This is a genomic window from Flavobacterium amnicola (assembly GCF_004122165.1).
GTDB lineage: Bacteria > Bacteroidota > Bacteroidia > Flavobacteriales > Flavobacteriaceae > Flavobacterium > Flavobacterium amnicola.
Window position 1 is genome coordinate 907214 of record NZ_SBKO01000001.1, and the last position, 18015, is coordinate 925228.

Annotated in this window: 10 protein-coding genes; 4 read left to right on the plus strand and 6 right to left on the minus strand. The window is 37.5% G+C overall.

Going from position 1 to position 18015, the window contains the following annotated elements; all coding sequences use genetic code 11:
* Window positions 1-48 precede the first annotated feature (48 nt).
* The 4 genes from queG to EQG63_RS04050 are packed head-to-tail and all read right to left on the minus strand — an operon-like array spanning window position 49 to window position 2578.
* Window positions 49-975, minus strand: a complete 927-nt coding sequence (gene queG / locus EQG63_RS04035) for a tRNA epoxyqueuosine(34) reductase QueG (protein WP_129434678.1) — start codon at window positions 973-975, stop codon at window positions 49-51.
* A 2-nt stretch (window positions 976-977) separates the two neighbouring features.
* Window positions 978-2000, minus strand: coding sequence for a Holliday junction branch migration DNA helicase RuvB (gene ruvB / locus EQG63_RS04040; RefSeq protein WP_129434680.1), 1023 nt, complete (start codon window positions 1998-2000; stop codon window positions 978-980).
* A gap of 51 nt (window positions 2001-2051) precedes the next feature.
* Window positions 2052-2354, minus strand: coding sequence for a GNAT family N-acetyltransferase (locus tag EQG63_RS04045; protein WP_129434682.1), 303 nt, complete (start codon window positions 2352-2354; stop codon window positions 2052-2054).
* Window positions 2351-2578 carry a (4Fe-4S)-binding protein gene (locus EQG63_RS04050; RefSeq protein WP_129434684.1) on the minus strand — a complete coding sequence of 76 codons (228 nt, stop codon included), beginning with the start codon at window positions 2576-2578 and terminating at the stop codon, window positions 2351-2353. The genes EQG63_RS04045 and EQG63_RS04050 overlap by 4 nt, the downstream gene beginning before the upstream one ends.
* An 86-nt stretch (window positions 2579-2664) precedes the next feature.
* Here EQG63_RS04050 and EQG63_RS04055 point away from each other — a divergent pair, with 86 nt between their 5' ends.
* Window positions 2665-4071, plus strand: coding sequence for an APC family permease (locus EQG63_RS04055; protein ID WP_129434687.1), 1407 nt, complete (start codon window positions 2665-2667; stop codon window positions 4069-4071).
* 182 nt (window positions 4072-4253) lie between these two features.
* Window positions 4254-8795, plus strand: coding sequence for a DNA polymerase III subunit alpha (dnaE, locus tag EQG63_RS04060; protein WP_129434689.1), 4542 nt, complete (start codon window positions 4254-4256; stop codon window positions 8793-8795).
* Here dnaE and EQG63_RS04065 read toward each other — a convergent pair.
* Window positions 8782-10839, minus strand: coding sequence for a tetratricopeptide repeat-containing sensor histidine kinase (locus EQG63_RS04065; protein WP_129434691.1), 2058 nt, complete (start codon window positions 10837-10839; stop codon window positions 8782-8784). The genes dnaE and EQG63_RS04065 overlap by 14 nt on opposite strands.
* Window positions 10836-11540 (minus strand): LytR/AlgR family response regulator transcription factor, encoded by a 705-nt coding sequence (locus tag EQG63_RS04070; protein WP_129434693.1) that lies wholly within the window; start codon window positions 11538-11540, stop codon window positions 10836-10838. The genes EQG63_RS04065 and EQG63_RS04070 overlap by 4 nt, the downstream gene beginning before the upstream one ends.
* Window positions 11541-11780: 240 nt before the next feature.
* On the opposite strand from EQG63_RS04070, the gene EQG63_RS04075 reads away from it, so the two are divergent.
* Both EQG63_RS04075 and EQG63_RS04080 read left to right on the plus strand, forming a co-directional pair.
* Window positions 11781-13463, plus strand: a complete 1683-nt coding sequence (locus EQG63_RS04075) for a hypothetical protein (protein ID WP_129434695.1) — start codon at window positions 11781-11783, stop codon at window positions 13461-13463.
* 11 nt (window positions 13464-13474) lie between these two features.
* Entirely contained in the window at window positions 13475-18001 is a 4527-nt protein-coding gene (locus EQG63_RS04080) for a hypothetical protein (protein ID WP_129434697.1), read from the plus strand.
* The last annotated feature ends 14 nt before the right edge of the window (window positions 18002-18015 follow it).

Consider the following 18015-nt stretch of genomic DNA (forward strand, 5'->3'; position numbering starts at 1 on the left):
ATGACGAAAGTTGTTGGGTTTTGTTTTGTCTTAAAAGATATGCTAGTTTTATTCTTTTAAGAACCTGATATTTCGTTGTAATCCTTCTAGTTTTGTTCGTTTTACGGCCGAATTTTTGAATACTTTTTTGAAAACCTCCTCGGTGATTTCCTCCCAGTCTTTTTTCGAAAAAGAGACAATTTCAGGGTTGGGATTAAAAAGTGGTTCGTTGTGTGGTTTTGAAAATTTATTCCAAGGACACACGTCTTGACAAACATCGCAACCAAACATCCAATCGTCCAATTTTCCTTTCATTTCTGTCGGAATATTGTCTTTCAGTTCGATGGTGAAATAGGAAATACATTTGCTTCCGTCAACGACATACGGTGCCACAATGGCCTGAGTGGGGCAAGCATCTAGGCAGGCGGTGCAAGAGCCACAATGGTCGGTAGTTGCGTGATCGTACTCTAATTCTAAATCAAGAATCAATTCGGCAATAAAATAAAAGGAACCGACTTGTTTGGTCAATAAATTACTGTGTTTACCAATCCAACCCAAGCCCGATTTGGCTGCCCAAGCTTTGTCTAGAACTGGTGCCGAATCGACAAACACTCTTCCGCTGACTTCGCCAATTTCGGTTTGAATGAATCGCAATAAATCTTTGAGTTTGTCTTTGATGATAAAATGATAATCCTGTCCGTAGGCGTATTTGGAAATTTTATAAGAATCTTGATTTTGTACTTCTGCAGGGTAATAATTGAGTAATAATGAAATCACACTTTTCGAATCGTCAACTAGTAATGTAGGATTGAGTCTTTTGTCGAAATGATTTTCCATATAGGCCATCTGACCATGCATTTGATGGTTCAGCCAATTTTCCAATCGCGGTGCTTCTTCTTCCAAAAAACCCGCTTTAGAAATCCCACAAGAAAGAAAGCCGAGTCTTTTGGATTCGGCTTTTATTATTTGCGTGTATTTCTCTTTATGCTGTATCATTTTTAAAACAGTCCCCCTTGAATATTAGGTCTAATTTTTCCCAAATGCTGATAGGCTTTTTCGGTAACTTCTCTACCGCGAGGAGTTCGCATGATAAATCCTTCTTGAATTAAAAAAGGTTCGTAGACTTCTTCAATCGTTTCGCCACTTTCAGAAACAGCAGTGGCTAATGTAGTTAGGCCAACTGGTCCTCCTTTAAATTTGTCAATAATCGTAGTTAAGATTTTATTGTCCATTTCGTCCAAACCATGTGCGTCGACATGTAAGGCTTTTAGAGCAAAACGAGCAATTTCAATGTCAATTTTACCATTTCCTTTAATTTGAGCAAAATCACGAACACGGCGTAACAAAGCATTAGCGATACGAGGTGTACCTCTACTTCTGCCTGCAATTTCGATCGCGGCTTCCATGGTAATTGGCATTTTTAAAATGGAAGAACTTCGTTGTACGATAGTCGTTAACAGTTCGGTGTTATAATATTGCAAACGGCTCTGAATTCCGAAACGAGCACGCATTGGAGCGGTTAAAAGCCCCGATCTTGTGGTTGCTCCAACCAATGTAAACGGATTTAAGTGGATTTGAACCGAACGCGCATTCGGACCCGATTCAATCATGATGTCAATCTTGAAATCTTCCATGGCCGAATACAAATATTCTTCCACAATCGGACTTAGTCGATGAATCTCGTCGATAAACAAAACATCCCGTTCTTCTAAATTGGTCAATAGGCCAGCCAAATCTCCGGGTTTGTCTAAAACAGGACCAGAAGTGATTTTAATTCCAACCCCCAATTCATTAGCCAAAATATTAGCCAAAGTGGTTTTTCCTAATCCCGGCGGACCGTGAAACAGGGTGTGATCCAAAGCTTCATTACGAAGATTGGCAGCTTGGACAAATATTTTTAGGTTTTCCAAAACTTGTTCTTGCCCAGAAAAATCATCAAACGAAAGGGGACGCAAGGCCTTTTCGATATCGACTTCTTCAGAAGAAAAACGCTCTTTATTTGGGTTTAAATTTTCATTCATGTAGCAAAGATAGAAGAAAGTGCTTAGTTTGCAGATTCTAAAAACGCTAAATTAAACATTAAACCCTTTTGCCAGAATAGTTTTCCATTCGGGATGACGTTTCACATAAGCCGCTACAAACGGACAAAGCGGGGCTAGGGTGTATTTTTTTTCCTTGATATACGTGAGGGTTTTCAAAACAATCGCCGAGCCAGCTCCTTTGCCTTCTAGTCCAATTGGAACTTCGGTATGGGTCAAGAACATGATGTTTTCGTTGTTCAAAATATATTCAATAAAAGCGATTTTACCTTCTACTTCTAATTCAAAACGTTTCTTTTCTTGATTTAAAATCAGTTGATTTTCTGTAGTACTCATTCTTTTTTGTCTTTGTTATAATAGGCTGTTAAGGCTCCTGAAGGACATTTAGCAACTTGTTCGATAATTTCTTCGGATGTGGCGCCATGTGGATGAATCCAAGGTTTTTCTTTCGGCTTAAAAACAGAAGCCAAGCCACGTGCACAATTGGCCGAATGGGTACATAACGCTTGCTTCCAAACAATAGTAACCTCTCCATTGGTGTATTCTTTTGTATTTTCCATAACTAAAAAGTATTTCATCTTAAAATTACAAAAAAATGGGATATAAATGATGTTTTTATATCTTTATCGAAACTAACTAAAAAATTATGCAAGAGGAAAAACAACATTTTAAACGCGAATTAGGCTTACTAGACGGAACGATGCTAGTAGTAGGTTCCATGATAGGTTCAGGTATTTTTATAGTAAGTGCCGATATTACCCGAAATGTGGGAAGTGCCGGTTGGTTGTTGTTAATATGGATTGTGTCTGCGTTGATTACCATGACCGCTGCAGTAAGTTACGGCGAATTAAGTTCGATGTTTCCTCAAGCGGGTGGACAATATGTGTATTTAAAAGAAGCCTATAATAAATTGATTGCTTTTTTATACGGATGGAGTTTCTTTGCAGTAATTCAAACCGGAACGATTGCGGCTGTGGGAGTAGCTTTCTCCAAATTTGCGGCGTATCTAATTCCCGCGTTTAGTGAAAATAATTTTCTCTTTGAAGCAGGCTCGTTCAAGTTAAGCGCGGCACAGTTGGTTTCAATTGTGACAATTGTAATTCTGACCTACATCAACAGTCGCGGGGTAAAAAATGGAAAAATCATTCAGAAGATATTCACCATAACTAAAATCGCTTCGCTTTTCGGATTGATTGTATTTGGGTTGTTTATGGCGGCGAAAAGTGATGTTTGGGATGCCAATTGGGCCAATGCTTGGACGGCACAGTCGTTTAATAAAGACACCAATACTTGGAGTGAAATAGGGGGTTTTGCTTTATTATCAGCTATAGCGGCTTCGATGGTAGGCTCTTTGTTTTCAAGTGATGCTTGGAACGGTGTGACTTTTATTTCTGCGGAAATTAAAAATCCGGAACGCAATGTTGGGTTGAGTTTGTTTCTTGGGACTTTAATTGTGAGTATCATTTATGTTTTAGCGAATGTGATGTATTTGGCAGTAATGCCCTTGCAAGAAATTGCCTTTGCGCCTTCGGATAGAGTTGCTGTCGTAGCTTCTGAACATATTTTTGGACCAACCGGAACGGTTATCATTGCGGTAATGATCATGATTTCAACTTTTGGTTGTAATAACGGTTTGATTATGGCGGGTTCTCGTGTGTATTATACTATGGCTAAAGATGGTTTGTTCTTCAAAAAAGCAGCGAACTTAAATAAAGCAAGTGTTCCCGGCTGGGGATTGTGGATACAATGTGTTTGGGCTTCTGTTTTGTGTTTGACAGGGAAATATGGGGACTTATTGGATTTTGTAATGATTATTGTAATTATTTTTTACATTTTAACGATATACGGAATTTTTATTTTAAGAAGAAAAATGCCAGATGCTGTGCGTCCATACAAAGCCTTTGCTTATCCTGTTTTGCCAGCTTTGTATATTCTTGTAGCGATTGCTATTTGTGTGGCCTTGTTGATAGACAGAACCAGTACTTGTGGTTGGGGTGTGTTAATTATGTTGGCCGGAATTCCAGTGTATTACCTTACAAAAGGAAAAGAATAGATTCGAATAGTAATTTAAACAGGTCAAAAACAACTTTTAAAGCTGCTTTTGACCTGTTTTTTGTTATTCAAAAGTGTCGATTTGTTAACAACAATTTTTGATTTCTACACATCTAAAACGTACTTTTGGGAAGTTGTTATTTTTACTAACGGCTTTTGCCTTTTTGCCTAATTACGAGATAGATGTATTTAATATTTGATACCGAAACCACCGGATTACCACGCAGTTGGTCGGCACCTATTACCGATACCGATAACTGGCCGCGTTGTATACAAATTGCTTGGCAATTGCACGACGAGATGGGAAATCTTATCGAGCATCAAGATTATTTGGTCAAACCGGAAGGATTTAATATTCCCTATGATGCCGAGCGTATTCACGGTATCTCTACCGAATTAGCCATAGAACAAGGAATTTCCTTGCAGGAAGTTCTCGAAAAATTCAATATTGCACTTTCCAAAACCAAATATATCGTTGGTCAAAACGTAGGTTTCGACGTCAACATCATGGGTTGTGAATTTCATCGTGCGGGAATTGGTTCCGACATGGTCAAAATGCCAGTGTTAGACACTTGTACTGAAGTAACAGCAGAATTATTAAGATTGCCAGGAGGTCGTGGTGGAAGATTCAAATTGCCAACCTTAACCGAATTACATCAGTATCTTTTCAACCAACCTTTTGCAGAAGCGCACAATGCTACTGCCGATGTGGAAGCAACCACCCGTTGTTTTCTTGAATTGATCAAGCGAGAGGTCTTTACCAAAGAAGAACTTGATGTTACGGAGGAATACTTCGTTAATTTTCGAGAGCATAATCCACAAGAAATACAGTTAATCGGATTAAAACACATTAATCTGAAAGCGGCTTCCGATGAAATTCGCAAACGCTTACAACAAATCCAAGAAGAAGAAGTTGTCCTTCCAGTTTCGGAAGAAGACATCAAGGATTTAGCACACGCTTCTTTTGCGCATTTACACAATCACACGCAATTTTCGGTATTACAATCGACCATTGCTATTCCAAATTTAGTGGCAGCAGCAGCAAAAAACAAAATGAAAGCCGTTGCTATGACCGATATCGGAAATATGATGGGAGCTTTTCATTTTGTGAGTGCGGTTTTTAATCACAACAAAGTGGCCAAAGCCAAAAACGAAGAAGCAATCGCTAATGGAAATCCACCTACGGAAACGGAAATAAAACCGATTGTAGGTTGTGAATTTTATGTGTGTAACAATCATCAAGACAAAACGCAAAAAGACAACGGGTATCAAATTGTTTTGTTGGCAAAAAATAAAAATGGCTACCAAAATTTGATAAAAATGGCATCCATTGCTTACACGGAAGGGAAGTATTATGTGCCAAGAATTGACAAGCAAATTATTGAAAAATACAAAGAAGACATTATTGTTTTATCTGGAAATCTCTACGGAGAAATTCCAAGTAAGATTTTAAATATTGGCGAAAACCAAGCGGAAGAAGCTTTACTGTGGTGGAAATCACAATTTGGAGACGATTTCTATCTCGAAATCATGCGTCACAATCAAGAAGATGAAAATCGCGTAAACCAAACCCTTATTGCTTTTGCCAGAAAACATCAAGTCAAACTCGTTGCGACTAACAATACCTATTATACCAACAAGGAAGATGCCAACGCGCATGACATTCTACTTTGTGTAGATTCGGGGGAGAAGCAAGCGACACCAATTGGTCGAGGTCGTGGCTATCGTTATGGTTTACCGAATCAGGAATACTATTTCAAGTCGGAAAATGAGATGAAAAAGCTCTTTGCCGATTTGCCGGAAGCGATAATTACGATTCAAGAAATTATTGATAAAGTGGAAGCCTATTCGTTATTCAGAGACGTATTACTTCCTAAATTCAATATTCCCGATGAGTTTTTAGTCCCAGAAGATGAGGTGGATGGTGGCGTTCGAGGGGAAAATGCGTATTTGAGACATCTGACCATGGTTGGTGCTCAAAAACGATATGGAGAAATTACGCCTGAGATACAAGAACGATTGGATTTTGAGTTGTTGACCATTTCAAATTCGGGCTATCCGGGTTATTTCTTAATTGTGCAAGATTTCATTGCCGAAGCCCGAAAAATGGATGTATCCGTGGGGCCAGGCCGTGGTTCGGCGGCAGGTTCGGCTGTGGCGTATTGCTTAGGGATTACCAACATCGACCCGATTAAATACGATTTGCTTTTTGAGCGTTTCTTAAATCCGGATCGTGTGTCCATGCCCGATATCGATATCGACTTCGATGATGAAGGTCGTGGTCGTGTGATGGATTACGTAATCAATAAATACGGAAAAAATCAAGTAGCGCAGATTATTACTTATGGTAAAATGGCAACTAAATCGGCCATTCGAGATACTGCTCGTGTGTTGGATTTGCCATTGTTTGAAGCCGACAGAATTGCGAAATTGATTCCAGGAATGATGCCGTCCAAATGGAATTTGGCCCGTTTCTTATCTGAAAAGGAGGAAGATGTCAAAAAAGCTTTGCGTTCGGATGAATTTGACCGCGTAAAAGAATTAATCGCAATTGCCAACGAAGGGGAACTTTCGGGAGAAACCATTCAGCAAGCAAAAGTATTGGAAGGATCGCTTCGAAATACGGGGATTCATGCCTGTGGAGTGATTATCACGCCCGATGATATTACCAATTTCGTTCCCGTAACGACGGCGAAAGATTCCGATTTGTACGTGACACAGTTTGATAACTCGGTGGCGGAAAGCGCGGGATTATTAAAAATGGACTTCTTGGGTCTGAAAACCCTAACCTTGATAAAAGATACCGTCAAATTAGTGAAGTATCGTACTGGAATTCAGCTCGATCCGGATACCTTCCCAATTGACGATCAAAAAACATACGAATTGTTCCAACGTGGTGAAACGGTAGGGATTTTCCAATACGAATCGCCTGGAATGCAAAAATATTTAAAGGATTTGAAGCCTACGGTTTTCGGAGATTTAATTGCGATGAATGCCTTGTATCGACCGGGACCTTTAGAATATATTCCGTCTTTCGTTCGTAGAAAAAATGGATTAGAACCTATTGCCTACGATTTAGATGCTTGTGAAGAATACTTAGCAGAAACCTACGGAATTACAGTATACCAAGAGCAGGTAATGCTTTTGTCGCAATCGTTGGCTGGTTTCACAAAAGGTGATGCCGACGTTTTACGTAAAGCGATGGGTAAAAAAGACAAGCCTGTCTTAGATAAAATGAAGCCTAAATTCATCGCACAAGCCGAAGAAAAAGGTCACGATGCCACCGTTTTAGAAAAAATCTGGAAGGATTGGGAAGCTTTCGCGAGTTATGCCTTCAATAAATCGCACTCGACTTGCTATGCCTGGATTGCGTATCAAACGGCTTACTTAAAAGCGCATTATCCAGCAGAATATATGGCCGCAGTACTTTCCAATAACATGAACGATATCAAATCGGTTTCGTTTTTTATGGAAGAATGTAAACGTATGGGATTAGCGGTGCTTGGACCTGATGTAAACGAATCGTATTATAAATTCACGGTGAATGAAAATTACGCCGTTCGTTTCGGAATTGGAGCCGTAAAAGGAGTAGGAGAAGGTGCTGTAAATACGATTGTTGAAAAAAGAAAAGAAGGGGCTTATAAATCGATTTTCGATTTGGCCAAGCGTATCGATTTGCGTGCCGCGAATAAAAAAGCTTTTGAAAATTTAGCCTTGGCAGGTGGTTTCGATTGTTTTGCGAATACACACCGCGCGCAATACTTTCATCATGATGGTGATAATATTACGTTTTTGGAAAAAGCGATGCGATACGGTGCCAAATCACAAGAAAATGAAAACTCTTCACAAGTCAGTTTATTTGGAGATGCTTCGGAAGTGCAAATTGCAGAACCAATGGTTCCGCCTTGTGAAGAATGGCATACCATGGAAAAACTGGCTCGAGAAAAAGAAGTGGTCGGTATCTATATTTCAGGACATCCGTTGGATGATTACCGATTTGAAATGAAATATTTCTGCAATACCAAATTAGATTCTTTAAAAAATCTGGAACCTTTTGTAGGCAAAAACCTGACTTTTGGAGGAATTGTTTCCAATGTACAACACCGTACCGCTAAAAACGGAAAAGGCTGGGCAACCTTCAATTTGGAAGGCTATGACGAAAGTTTTGAATTCCGAATTTTTGATGAAGAATACTTAAAATTCCGACACTTTTTAGTGCAAAATCAGTTCGTTTTCTTCAAAATTAATGTAAAAGACGGATGGTTGAATCGAGAAACCGGCAAAAAAAGTGATCCAAGAATGCAGTTTTTGGAAGCCAAAATGTTAGCCGATGTATTGACGAGTTTTGCCAAAAAAATAGTGATCCATTTGGATATAAAAGATTTGCGTGAAGATTTAATTGCACGATTAAATTCGGTTTTTGAAGCCAATAAAGGCGACAATACCGTTTCCTTTGAAATCATGGAATTAGAGACTTTTAAAAAGCAAATTGAAATCGCTTCGGAACCCGTTGAATTGGAAGAAATGATAGAGGATGCAGTGGGAGAAACAAATGAAGAAAATAGCGAAGAAGTTCCAGAAAGTTTACCAGCGGTGTTAACCGAAGTAGAAGAAACCCGTGTGGTGAATAAAATTTCGATGAACAGTCGCAAACTAAAAATTAAAATTTCGAGTGAACTGCTACAGGAATTAGAAAAAATGCAATTGAATTTTAAATTGAATTAAAGCAAAGGATAAAAGTAGTTCCTTTGTTTTCTTGTGTTTCTAAAGTGATTTCACAATCTATGGCTTTAGCCAAATCGCGAATCAAATGAAGACCTAAGCCCGTTTTTATTCCGGTGACTTGAGTGTCGTCATACAAAGCTTTAAATTGATTGTTATTTCCTCCAGGACCATTATCAGTAATCGATAAATAGGTTTTGTAGTTGGCGGTATACGCTTTCCATTCTATGCTTGGGTTTTCTGTTTTTTCCAATGCTTTGATGGCATTTCCCGTCAGATTTCGAAGAATGGTTTTTAGATAATTTTCATCGGTATAGAGTTCGATATTTTGTGGATTGTGATAGGTAATCGCTATATTATCAATATTGAAGAAATGTTTGGCGGTATCCGAAAATAACGAGTTAACATTCACTTCTTTAGGTTGTGGTTTGTAATTTTCCATTTGACTTTTGCTCCACAACAGAAGATCTTCCATTGAAGATAAAAGGTTTTCTGCACCTTCTGTGGTCTTTTGCTTTAATCTTTTTTCACTTTCCTGATCTAATAATTCGGGATGATTTTCTTGTAAATGAAGAAATCCGATCAGGTTGGCAATTGGACCGCGTAAATCATGGTTTAAAATATTTAAAAAGCGCACTTTACTTTTATTGGCCAAATCCAATTCTGAATTTAAGGTTTCCAATTTTTGATTGGTTTTTTTTCGACTTCTATTTTGACGATACAACAAACCAGCAATTGTTAGTAACAATAAAAAGCCAAAACCAAGATAAATTTGCGTTTTTCTGGTGTTTTCAATTTCTAAATTTTTGACTTTATTTTCGGCGGATAGTAAGTTGATTTTCTCTTGTTTGTTTCGGTTTTGAAATTTGGCTTCGGCATTCGCTATGGTTTGTTTTGCCGATTCGTTTAGCATAGCCTCATTGGCTTTAGTATAAATGTTTTGGTATTTGAAGGCTTGTTCCCAATCACCAATTTGGGAATAACTTTCGGATAATAATTGATTGATGATTATGAAAGAGTTTTTGTCAAATTCATAAGCATGAGTAGCGGCTAGCTTTAAAATTTCAATGGCTTTTTCAAATTGTTTTTGTTTGAAAAGCAATTTTCCTTGTGTTACCCGCGCTTCCATTAAAATTTCGTCGTCATTCGATTTTTCGGCAAATCGAAGGGCTTTTAGAGCAAAAAAGGAAGCTTTAGAAATATTTTTTTTGGCAATGAAATATTCGGCCATGTAGCGGTTGGCCGAGCTGACACTGATATGCAATGAATCTTCTTTGGAGACCAACTTATAAATGCTTTTGTAATATTTGGTTATACTGTCCAGATTCTGTTTTCCTGTATAACATTTTATAAAGTCATTGTATAAAAAAGCCAAGGAATTAGGGGATTCTGTCATATAAGGTTTGGCGTAATTTGAATATTCAATTCCTTTGTCGAATTGTTTCATCTTGATATACGCTTGTCCAATTTGAGAATACGAAATGCCAATATTGACAATGTTGCTGGCATCATCTTTTGGAAATTTTTTTCGGTATTCGATGGCTTTGAGTTTGTAGCCAATAAAAGGTTCGATTTCAGATTTGTCTAGGTAATATTCACCCAAACTTCCATTCAAGATACCTTGTGTATACACATTTCGAGTGGTGTCTAGAATCTGTTTGATGTATTTGATAAGGTCTTCTCTTTTTTGAAATTGTTTAGTAGAATAATACAAATAACTCAAGCGCATAATGGCTAAAGTTTCTTCTTTTAAGTTCTGATGTGTTTTGGCATATTTCCAAGAGGCTTCAAAAAAAGGAATGGCTTTTGCATACTGATTGTTATCGTATTCAAAACCATAGGCTTTGTAAAAATTGAATCGGGCGAGTAGATAAGTGTCGTTTTTGGATAGTGAAATCCCTTTGTTCGCCACAGCAATCAGATCTCGGTAGTTTTCATTTTTTTTGATGGTTTCGCATTCTTCTAACAAGCGAATGATTTCCTTGCTTCGGATTTGCCCGAAATTGAATAAAGGGAGAAAGAGTAAAATCAAGACGATTTTTCTCATGCGATCAAGCTTAAATTATCCTTATAACTTCTTCCTACAGGAATTGAAATGCTATTGTTTAGTTCAATTTCCTGGGAACTTATTTTTTTTACGTATTGTTTTTGTACAGCAAAACTCCTGTGCACTCGAACAAACGACTGAAAATGAGTTTCTTTCAATAAAGTGCCAATACTAGATAGCACACAATGTCTTTTTTGTGGAGTAACCACCAACGTGTAGTCTTTAAGGGCTTCTAGATATAGGATATCATGAAGTTTGACTTTAGTTTGTTCATGACCCTCTTTTATGTATATGGTGTCCCCACCAATACTGGATTCGAATAATTCTGCTTTTTGCTTGATTTCCAAAAATTCTTCGATTCGGGTTACTGTATTTTTGAAACGATCGCTTTTTAGGGGTTTAATGATAAAATCAAGCGTTTCATAATCAAAACTTTCTACAGCATGTTCAGGATGGGCCGTGATAAAAACACAAACGGGGATTTTAGAGGCACTTTTCCGAATTTCAAATCCGCTCGATTCAGGCATGTCTATATCCAAGAACAAAACGTCTATTTTTTCTTTGGCGATAACTTCCAACGCTTCCTTTGCATTGTCAAACACCCCAATCAAATTGAATTGAGGAAATTTCCGGACATTGGAAATTGTCATTAGTCTGTCTATCTCGTCATCGTCAACAATGATGCAATTAATTTGCTTCATAAACTTAGTTTCTCTTTAAATATATAAAAAATAGAAATACGGTAAAAAAGTCGTTCGTCTATTTTTAATGTCGTTTGTATATCGGTGTTTTTTTAGAACAAAAACCTACCGCAAATTTGGCTTAAAATTTTGTTAAAAGCAATTGTTAAGTCTTATAAACACTGATACTTATAAAAAATGTCGTTCATCGGATTTATTTGCTTTTTGTCGATTTTTTTGAATCAAAACAAACAAAAAATTATGAAAGAGATGAAATGGATAATGGTCCTTTTTCTTTTTTCTTGCGGAATTAGCTCAAAATTGTTTTCACAAGACCTGGAAAATATTGCAGAACAAAAACCGGTGGAGTTAACTGGTACTTTTTCTGTTTTCGGATCGTATTACAATGTCAATGGTCTGGATCCGAGGCGAAAAGATTTTTCTTGGTATGTAACCGGAAGTCCAATGTTAAAATTGTATGGAATAGAAATTCCATTTTCTTTTACGGTAAGCGAACAAGAGCGTTCCTTCCGTCAACCGTTTAATCAGTTTTGCATTAGCCCAAGTTATAAATGGGCCAAAGTGCATTTAGGGTATACCAATTTGACTTGGTCTCCCTTTTCTTGGGCTGGACAAACGGCTATGGGAGTAGGTGTAGAATTGAATCCGGGGAAATTCCGATTTGGTGCGCTGTACGGAAGATTAAATCGAGCGGTTGAGGAGGATTTAACTTCACCAGAAGCAATTACGCCTTCTTATAAAAGAATAGGGTACGCCATGAAATTAGGGTATGGCACCGAAACAAGTCATGTAGATTTGATTTTTCTTAAAGGACAGGATGATAAAAATTCGTTGCGAACCATTCCGAAGCAATCAGAAGTATTGGCTGGTGAAAATATAGTGGCAGCGGTTTCTTCCAAAATGAAGTTTACCAATCATTTGTTTTGGGATTTTGATGTAGCTTCTAGTTTGTATACCAGAGATGTGAATGCTATTGGATTCGGAGAAAATGAAAATTTGACTCTAGAAAAATACAAGTCATTATTAAACGTCAATACTTCAACGCAATGGTATAACGCCTACCAAACGGAAGTACGATATGAGGAGAAAACCTATAAAATTAAAGGGAAATACCGTCGTGTAGAACCTGATTTCCAAAGTATGGGAGCGTATTATTTTCAGACTGATGTCGAAAATATCACTTTAGAACCTTCAGTTTATTTATTCAAAAACAAGCTGAAAATTTCAAGTAGTGCAGGTCAGCAACGCGATAATTTGATGAATAAAAAGTCATTTACGACCAAGCGTTTTATTGGGAACATGGGAATCGATTGGACGATTTCCGAAAAATTTGGTTTGAATGCCATGTATGCGAACTTTTCGGGCGAGCAAGGAAAAGGATTGAAGATTCCTAATCAAGCTACACAACAATCGTATGTGTCTCAAAATATGGTTTTGATGCCGCGATTGACTTTCGTAAAGGAAAAATTAACCCATTTCCATACGCTGATGGCGAACCGTCAATGGATGACTGATAAAAACCCCAATACTGCGAAACTAACAGAATATCAAGTGGATAATTTGAACTATAATAGCAATTTCATTTTTAATAAATCTGGATTTATGGTAGGAGTGAATTACCTGCTTTCCATTTTCGATTCCGATGCAAATGCCAATCGCTTGAATGGGGTCGGTTTGAATGTATCGAAACCTTTTTTTGAGAATAAAATGAATGTGAACTTGTCGGCAAATGGGACACAGCAAAAGTTAAACGGCGCTCAATTCGCAGATATTTTGAATATCACGTTACAAGATACTTATGCTTTCAACTCCCATCACGGATTGACATTAAGAGCTGCTTATCTCGATAATACAGCAAAAACTACCACAGGAATTTCATTTAAGGAGTACAATATAGATTTGGGGTATACCTATACATTTTAAACTAGAGAATTATGAGAAATATTTTTAAACTTTTAAACTTCGTTTTGTTGCTTCTAACGCAATTTGTTTGGGCACAGCGATCATCTAATGTAAATGTTACGGTGCAAGTTTTACCACCTTATTCGACCTATTTGCCCGATTATGTGAATAGTTCCAATAAAGTAATGCTGACGCTTCTGTCGTACGAGAATGCCAATGTAAAGTTAAAAGCAACAATTACGGGTGATAATGGTATTACAGTTGCCACTTCAGACAATTACAGACCAGCTACACCGTTAAAGCTTACCGCGTATCAGTCAAAAATGTTAACCGGTTTAGACTTGAGAAATTATCTTGAATTTAACTCGGTTACTGTAACAGGAATTAGCAAAAATGAACTGTTTAGAGGGTCCGGAATTCCAGAAGGAAATTATACCTTATGTGTCCAGGTTTTAGATTACAATTCTGGACAAGTCTTGAGCAGCCCAGAGCCTTTAGGGTGTAGTAATTTAATTCGTATAGAGCAAATTACGCCACCACAATTAATTACACCAAGATGTGACGAGCCAATTATGGCTGGAACCATTCAAAATGTTATTTTTTCATGGTTACCCTCAGCTGGAGCTCCGGCCGGAAGTCAGTATAAACTTAAAATTGTTGAGTTGATTCCTGCGACACGTAATCCAAACGAAGCGATGAACAGTGCAACTACCCCTGCTTTTTTTGAAACAACCACAACTGCCTTTTCATTTGTATATGGTCCGGCGCAACCACAATTAAAAAAAGGGAAAAAATATGCTTGGCGCGTTACCTTATTGCCTGCTGGCGTAAGAAGTGGAACGCCATTAAACACACAAAATAAAGGAAATAGTGAAGTGTGTAGTTTTGAGTACAAAGAAGTGCAGCCTGTTGTTGTAACAACAACTCCAGTAGCTAACACTATAAAACTTTTAACACCGACTCAAGGAGAAAAAATCAATAACAGTTATGGTTTGGAGTTTTCCTGGACCGCTTCTACTCAACCAGTTAAAAAGTATCAGATACAATTTACAGATAGGATTTCTCAAGAGGTTAAAATTACCAATTGGAATACTCTTTCGGAAAGTTGGTTTGCAGAACCAGGAGGGTGGTTTGCCAGTAAAATAGTTGGTTTAGATACCAAACTAACATTACCTCCTTATTTCACAGCGGGTAATGGAAAAGTAGCTTGGCGTATTGTTGGACTTGATGCTCAGGATAAAATTATTGATAAAAGTGCTATTTCAGTGTATGAAATCGTAGATGCACCTTTAACAGACCGAATTAAATTAATCACACCAATAAACGGGAAACAAATTTCTGGGGGTGAAAACATGACCTATGAATGGACCGCTTCAAAGAAAAAAACAGTTAAAGAGTACTTTATTCAATGGAAATACATCAAAAACAAGAATGAAGTAAGTGAAAAATTGTTTTCCGATACCGATTTTAATGGTGCTATCGGACCTTTTACAGATACTAAGTTTAGTTTAAAAACTCAGGTGGATCAATCAAAAAACATGATGGCCTGGAGAATTGTAGCGGTAGACAAAGGAAAAACAATTGACAGTAGTTTGCCTGATTATGTTGAATTTGTAGAAGATACTTCAGAATTAGTCAATCTAAAAGCCTTAGCAATTAATGGTTATGTAATTCAAATTACAAAAGTATCCGATAAAAATCAGGATTCTTTTGCAGGACAAGGGAAAATATTACTTTGGGAAGGTGGACCAGAAGCTATAGTTTGGTTTAAAGATTTGAAAATCCGACCAATTACGTATTACCCTAAAACGAAAACCTATACTTGGGCAGTTGTAAGCGGATCTATAGATATGCCAGCCAGTAAAGCATTTGCCTTTTCTACAGATAAAGTAAAACTGTACACCGATAAAAATTCGGAAGGGGAATTTCATTTACAATTTAAATCGATTTCTTTCAAAGCCGATTTAAAAGGTTCTGAAGATACTACCACAAAATTGTTTAAAATTGATCAAGATTTAGGGAAATCGACAGCTCAAGTCACTACAAAATGGTATTCTAATTTCTTTATTTGGCAAACCGGTTCGTCAAGTTCTAATCAGCAATATGTTTTTGAGTCTTCTAATGAAGGGACGGTTTCGATATCTTATAAAGATAGATTGGATGGTCAAATCATTATGAAAAATCAAAAAATGACCAATCTCGAAAATAAAGGGATTGAGGTTAATTTCGATACTGTTAACGGTATAAAAATGCTTGTGAAAGGCTTAATGGCAAGAACGGAACTTACAGGGACTGTTAGTTTTCCTAAAGCAAAACCTTTTCAAGCAGCGATGACAGTTTTAAATATTCCATTTAAGCAACAACCTAATTTAAATTTCCCACATTCTTTCGAAGCTCCTTTACAATGGAAATTAAATGGAGATGGTTCCGTTTGGGCGAATGTACAATCAACCTATGTACATCTGTCGGATGAAGGACAATTGGACAAAAAATTTGAGACCTATAACAATGGGTTGAATTTCGACAAATTTGGTGTCGAAGTTAAATTTCCAATAAAACCTGAAGAAACAAAGCAATCGTCATTGAATTTGAATTTTGATAATATTTACCATGATGGGAAGGGCTATAGTAACAATAAAAAAGGCGAAGCTGTCGTAAAATCAAATGTAAATATTGCAGGATTTGTTTCTAAACTTAAGAAATGTGAATTCTTAATTAAGTCAAATAAACTCATTACCTTGAATTTGGCAGGAGAATTATATGTTCCGTTCTTGAATGATTGGGCGGGGCTAAACATGTATATTGATGATGAAAAAATTCAGGAGTCGAACGTTAGTTTCGATTATGATAAAAAATACTATCTGACTAAAAGTCAATCGGGAAGCTTTGCTTATGTGAAAATTTCTCTGGGTCGACTTGAAGGTAATGCTATTGTTGTTCAACCGAGCCTTACGATCAAAAATTCCGAGAATAAAGGACTTGAAACTGAAAACATGAGTATGTGTGATATGTATATTAATGCGAACGGAACGGTTTCTTATGATTCTAACTTCAATCTAAATTCAGAATCTACTTGTGAAGGATCAAAAAAATGGGCCACTTATTATCGATTTACTTATGGTATCGATAAGATGAAGATTAAGCGTAACAGTGTTAAAACCGATGCTCAGTTTTTATTTACTGGAGATGTGGTTCTTGGAGAAAAAATCGGAACGACCGATAAAAAAGAAATGGGCTTTGTGTATCACGGTTCTGATCCTAAACCTAATACTATAGATTATTCACAAGAGTATAATGCTACTCCAGCAAATATAAACAATGGTGGTGGAGTTAAACCACCTAATGGAATTTTCAAAGGACCTAGTACTGATAAAGAACACTATGTTTCTGCACTCGAAAATTCGCTGGAAATCTCAGATGATGGCAAAGCTATAAATGGAGGATATGAAGATGGAGCGCAAAAATTTGGTGGCGGATTCAAAATCAAAACGAATGATCCTACGTGGGGGAATTATTTCGAATTGGGTGGTTATTATGAAGCGAAAGAACCCGATGCCAAAGAATTACAAGCAAAAATGGTGTTAGGGAAAACATTGGCGAGTAACGGAAAATACACCTATTGGTTCTTTGAATTCAAACAAAAAGGATTGGTTGCTATTCCAATTGTACCGGGAATATTAGAAGCGCATGGTTTCGGAGGAAAAGCCTATTATCATATCCAACCTACATACAATAATTTAGGACAAATTACCGATATGGTGCCGAATAAAGCGTACTCGTTAGGAATTGCTGCAGAAGCTGATGTGCGTACAGCCTACGATCAAGGAGCAACGCTTCATGGACATGTGCAGGTAGTGACTCAGTTTAAAGGTTGGAGTATTGATGGAATCGATTATTTTGTCAAAGGAGATGCTATTGCTCCAAACAGTAATAGCGCTGGTTTAGTTCAAGCCCGTTTAAACGGTAAACTAAACTGGATGGATAAATATTTAGATGGTACCGGACAAATTTGGGGCGGAATCAAAGATATTGTATGTATTAACGAAGGTGCGGCAAATGAAGATGCGATTAGTTTCCATTTTGGAGCCGATGATTTTTATCTAAATGTTGGAAGTCAGGAAGCGCCAATTACGGCTGAGGTAATGTGTGGAAGCGGATTTTCAACTGGAGTATGGTTGAATTTTGATACCAAAAGAGTAGCACTTGGCTTCAATAATCATTACGATTCAGGTTGGAAAGGTTTGGATTTAGGAGTTGCTTCGGCTTCAGGAAGATTGACTTCCGATTTGGGGGCTTCCTTAAGTGTAGCGTATGCACCATTCCAAGCTACAGGTTCTGCTTGGTTTAATGGAAGAGCGTACGGACAAGGATGTGTCGATTTTTGGGTGTATGAAGGTTGTATCAGTGGAAGTTGCGGTGTTTCGGCCAACTTGAATGTGTCTATGCCAAACCCAGTGGTGTTCGATGGTAGCGTAGTATGTGATGTACATCGTTGGATTCCAAATTTCACCCTACACGCACGTTGGGCCTCTAACGGTGGATTCAGTATTAGTCTATAACCGATTTTAAAATT

Bases quoted from the DNA above. Each gene is read 5' to 3' on its own strand.
- EQG63_RS04055 (WP_129434687.1), top strand. From the start codon at position 2,665: ATGCAAGAGGAAAAACAACATTTTAAACGCGAATTAGGCTTACTAGAC.
- EQG63_RS04065 (WP_129434691.1), bottom strand. From the start codon at position 10,839: ATGAGAAAAATCGTCTTGATTTTACTCTTTCTCCCTTTATTCAATTTC.
- dnaE (WP_129434689.1), top strand. From the start codon at position 4,254: ATGTATTTAATATTTGATACCGAAACCACCGGATTACCACGCAGTTGG.
- queG (WP_129434678.1), bottom strand. From the start codon at position 975: ATGATACAGCATAAAGAGAAATACACGCAAATAATAAAAGCCGAATCC.
- EQG63_RS04075 (WP_129434695.1), top strand. From the start codon at position 11,781: ATGAAAGAGATGAAATGGATAATGGTCCTTTTTCTTTTTTCTTGCGGA.
- EQG63_RS04045 (WP_129434682.1), bottom strand. From the start codon at position 2,354: ATGAGTACTACAGAAAATCAACTGATTTTAAATCAAGAAAAGAAACGT.
- EQG63_RS04050 (WP_129434684.1), bottom strand. From the start codon at position 2,578: ATGGAAAATACAAAAGAATACACCAATGGAGAGGTTACTATTGTTTGG.
- EQG63_RS04070 (WP_129434693.1), bottom strand. From the start codon at position 11,540: ATGAAGCAAATTAATTGCATCATTGTTGACGATGACGAGATAGACAGA.
- ruvB (WP_129434680.1), bottom strand. From the start codon at position 2,000: ATGAATGAAAATTTAAACCCAAATAAAGAGCGTTTTTCTTCTGAAGAA.
- EQG63_RS04080 (WP_129434697.1), top strand. From the start codon at position 13,475: ATGAGAAATATTTTTAAACTTTTAAACTTCGTTTTGTTGCTTCTAACG.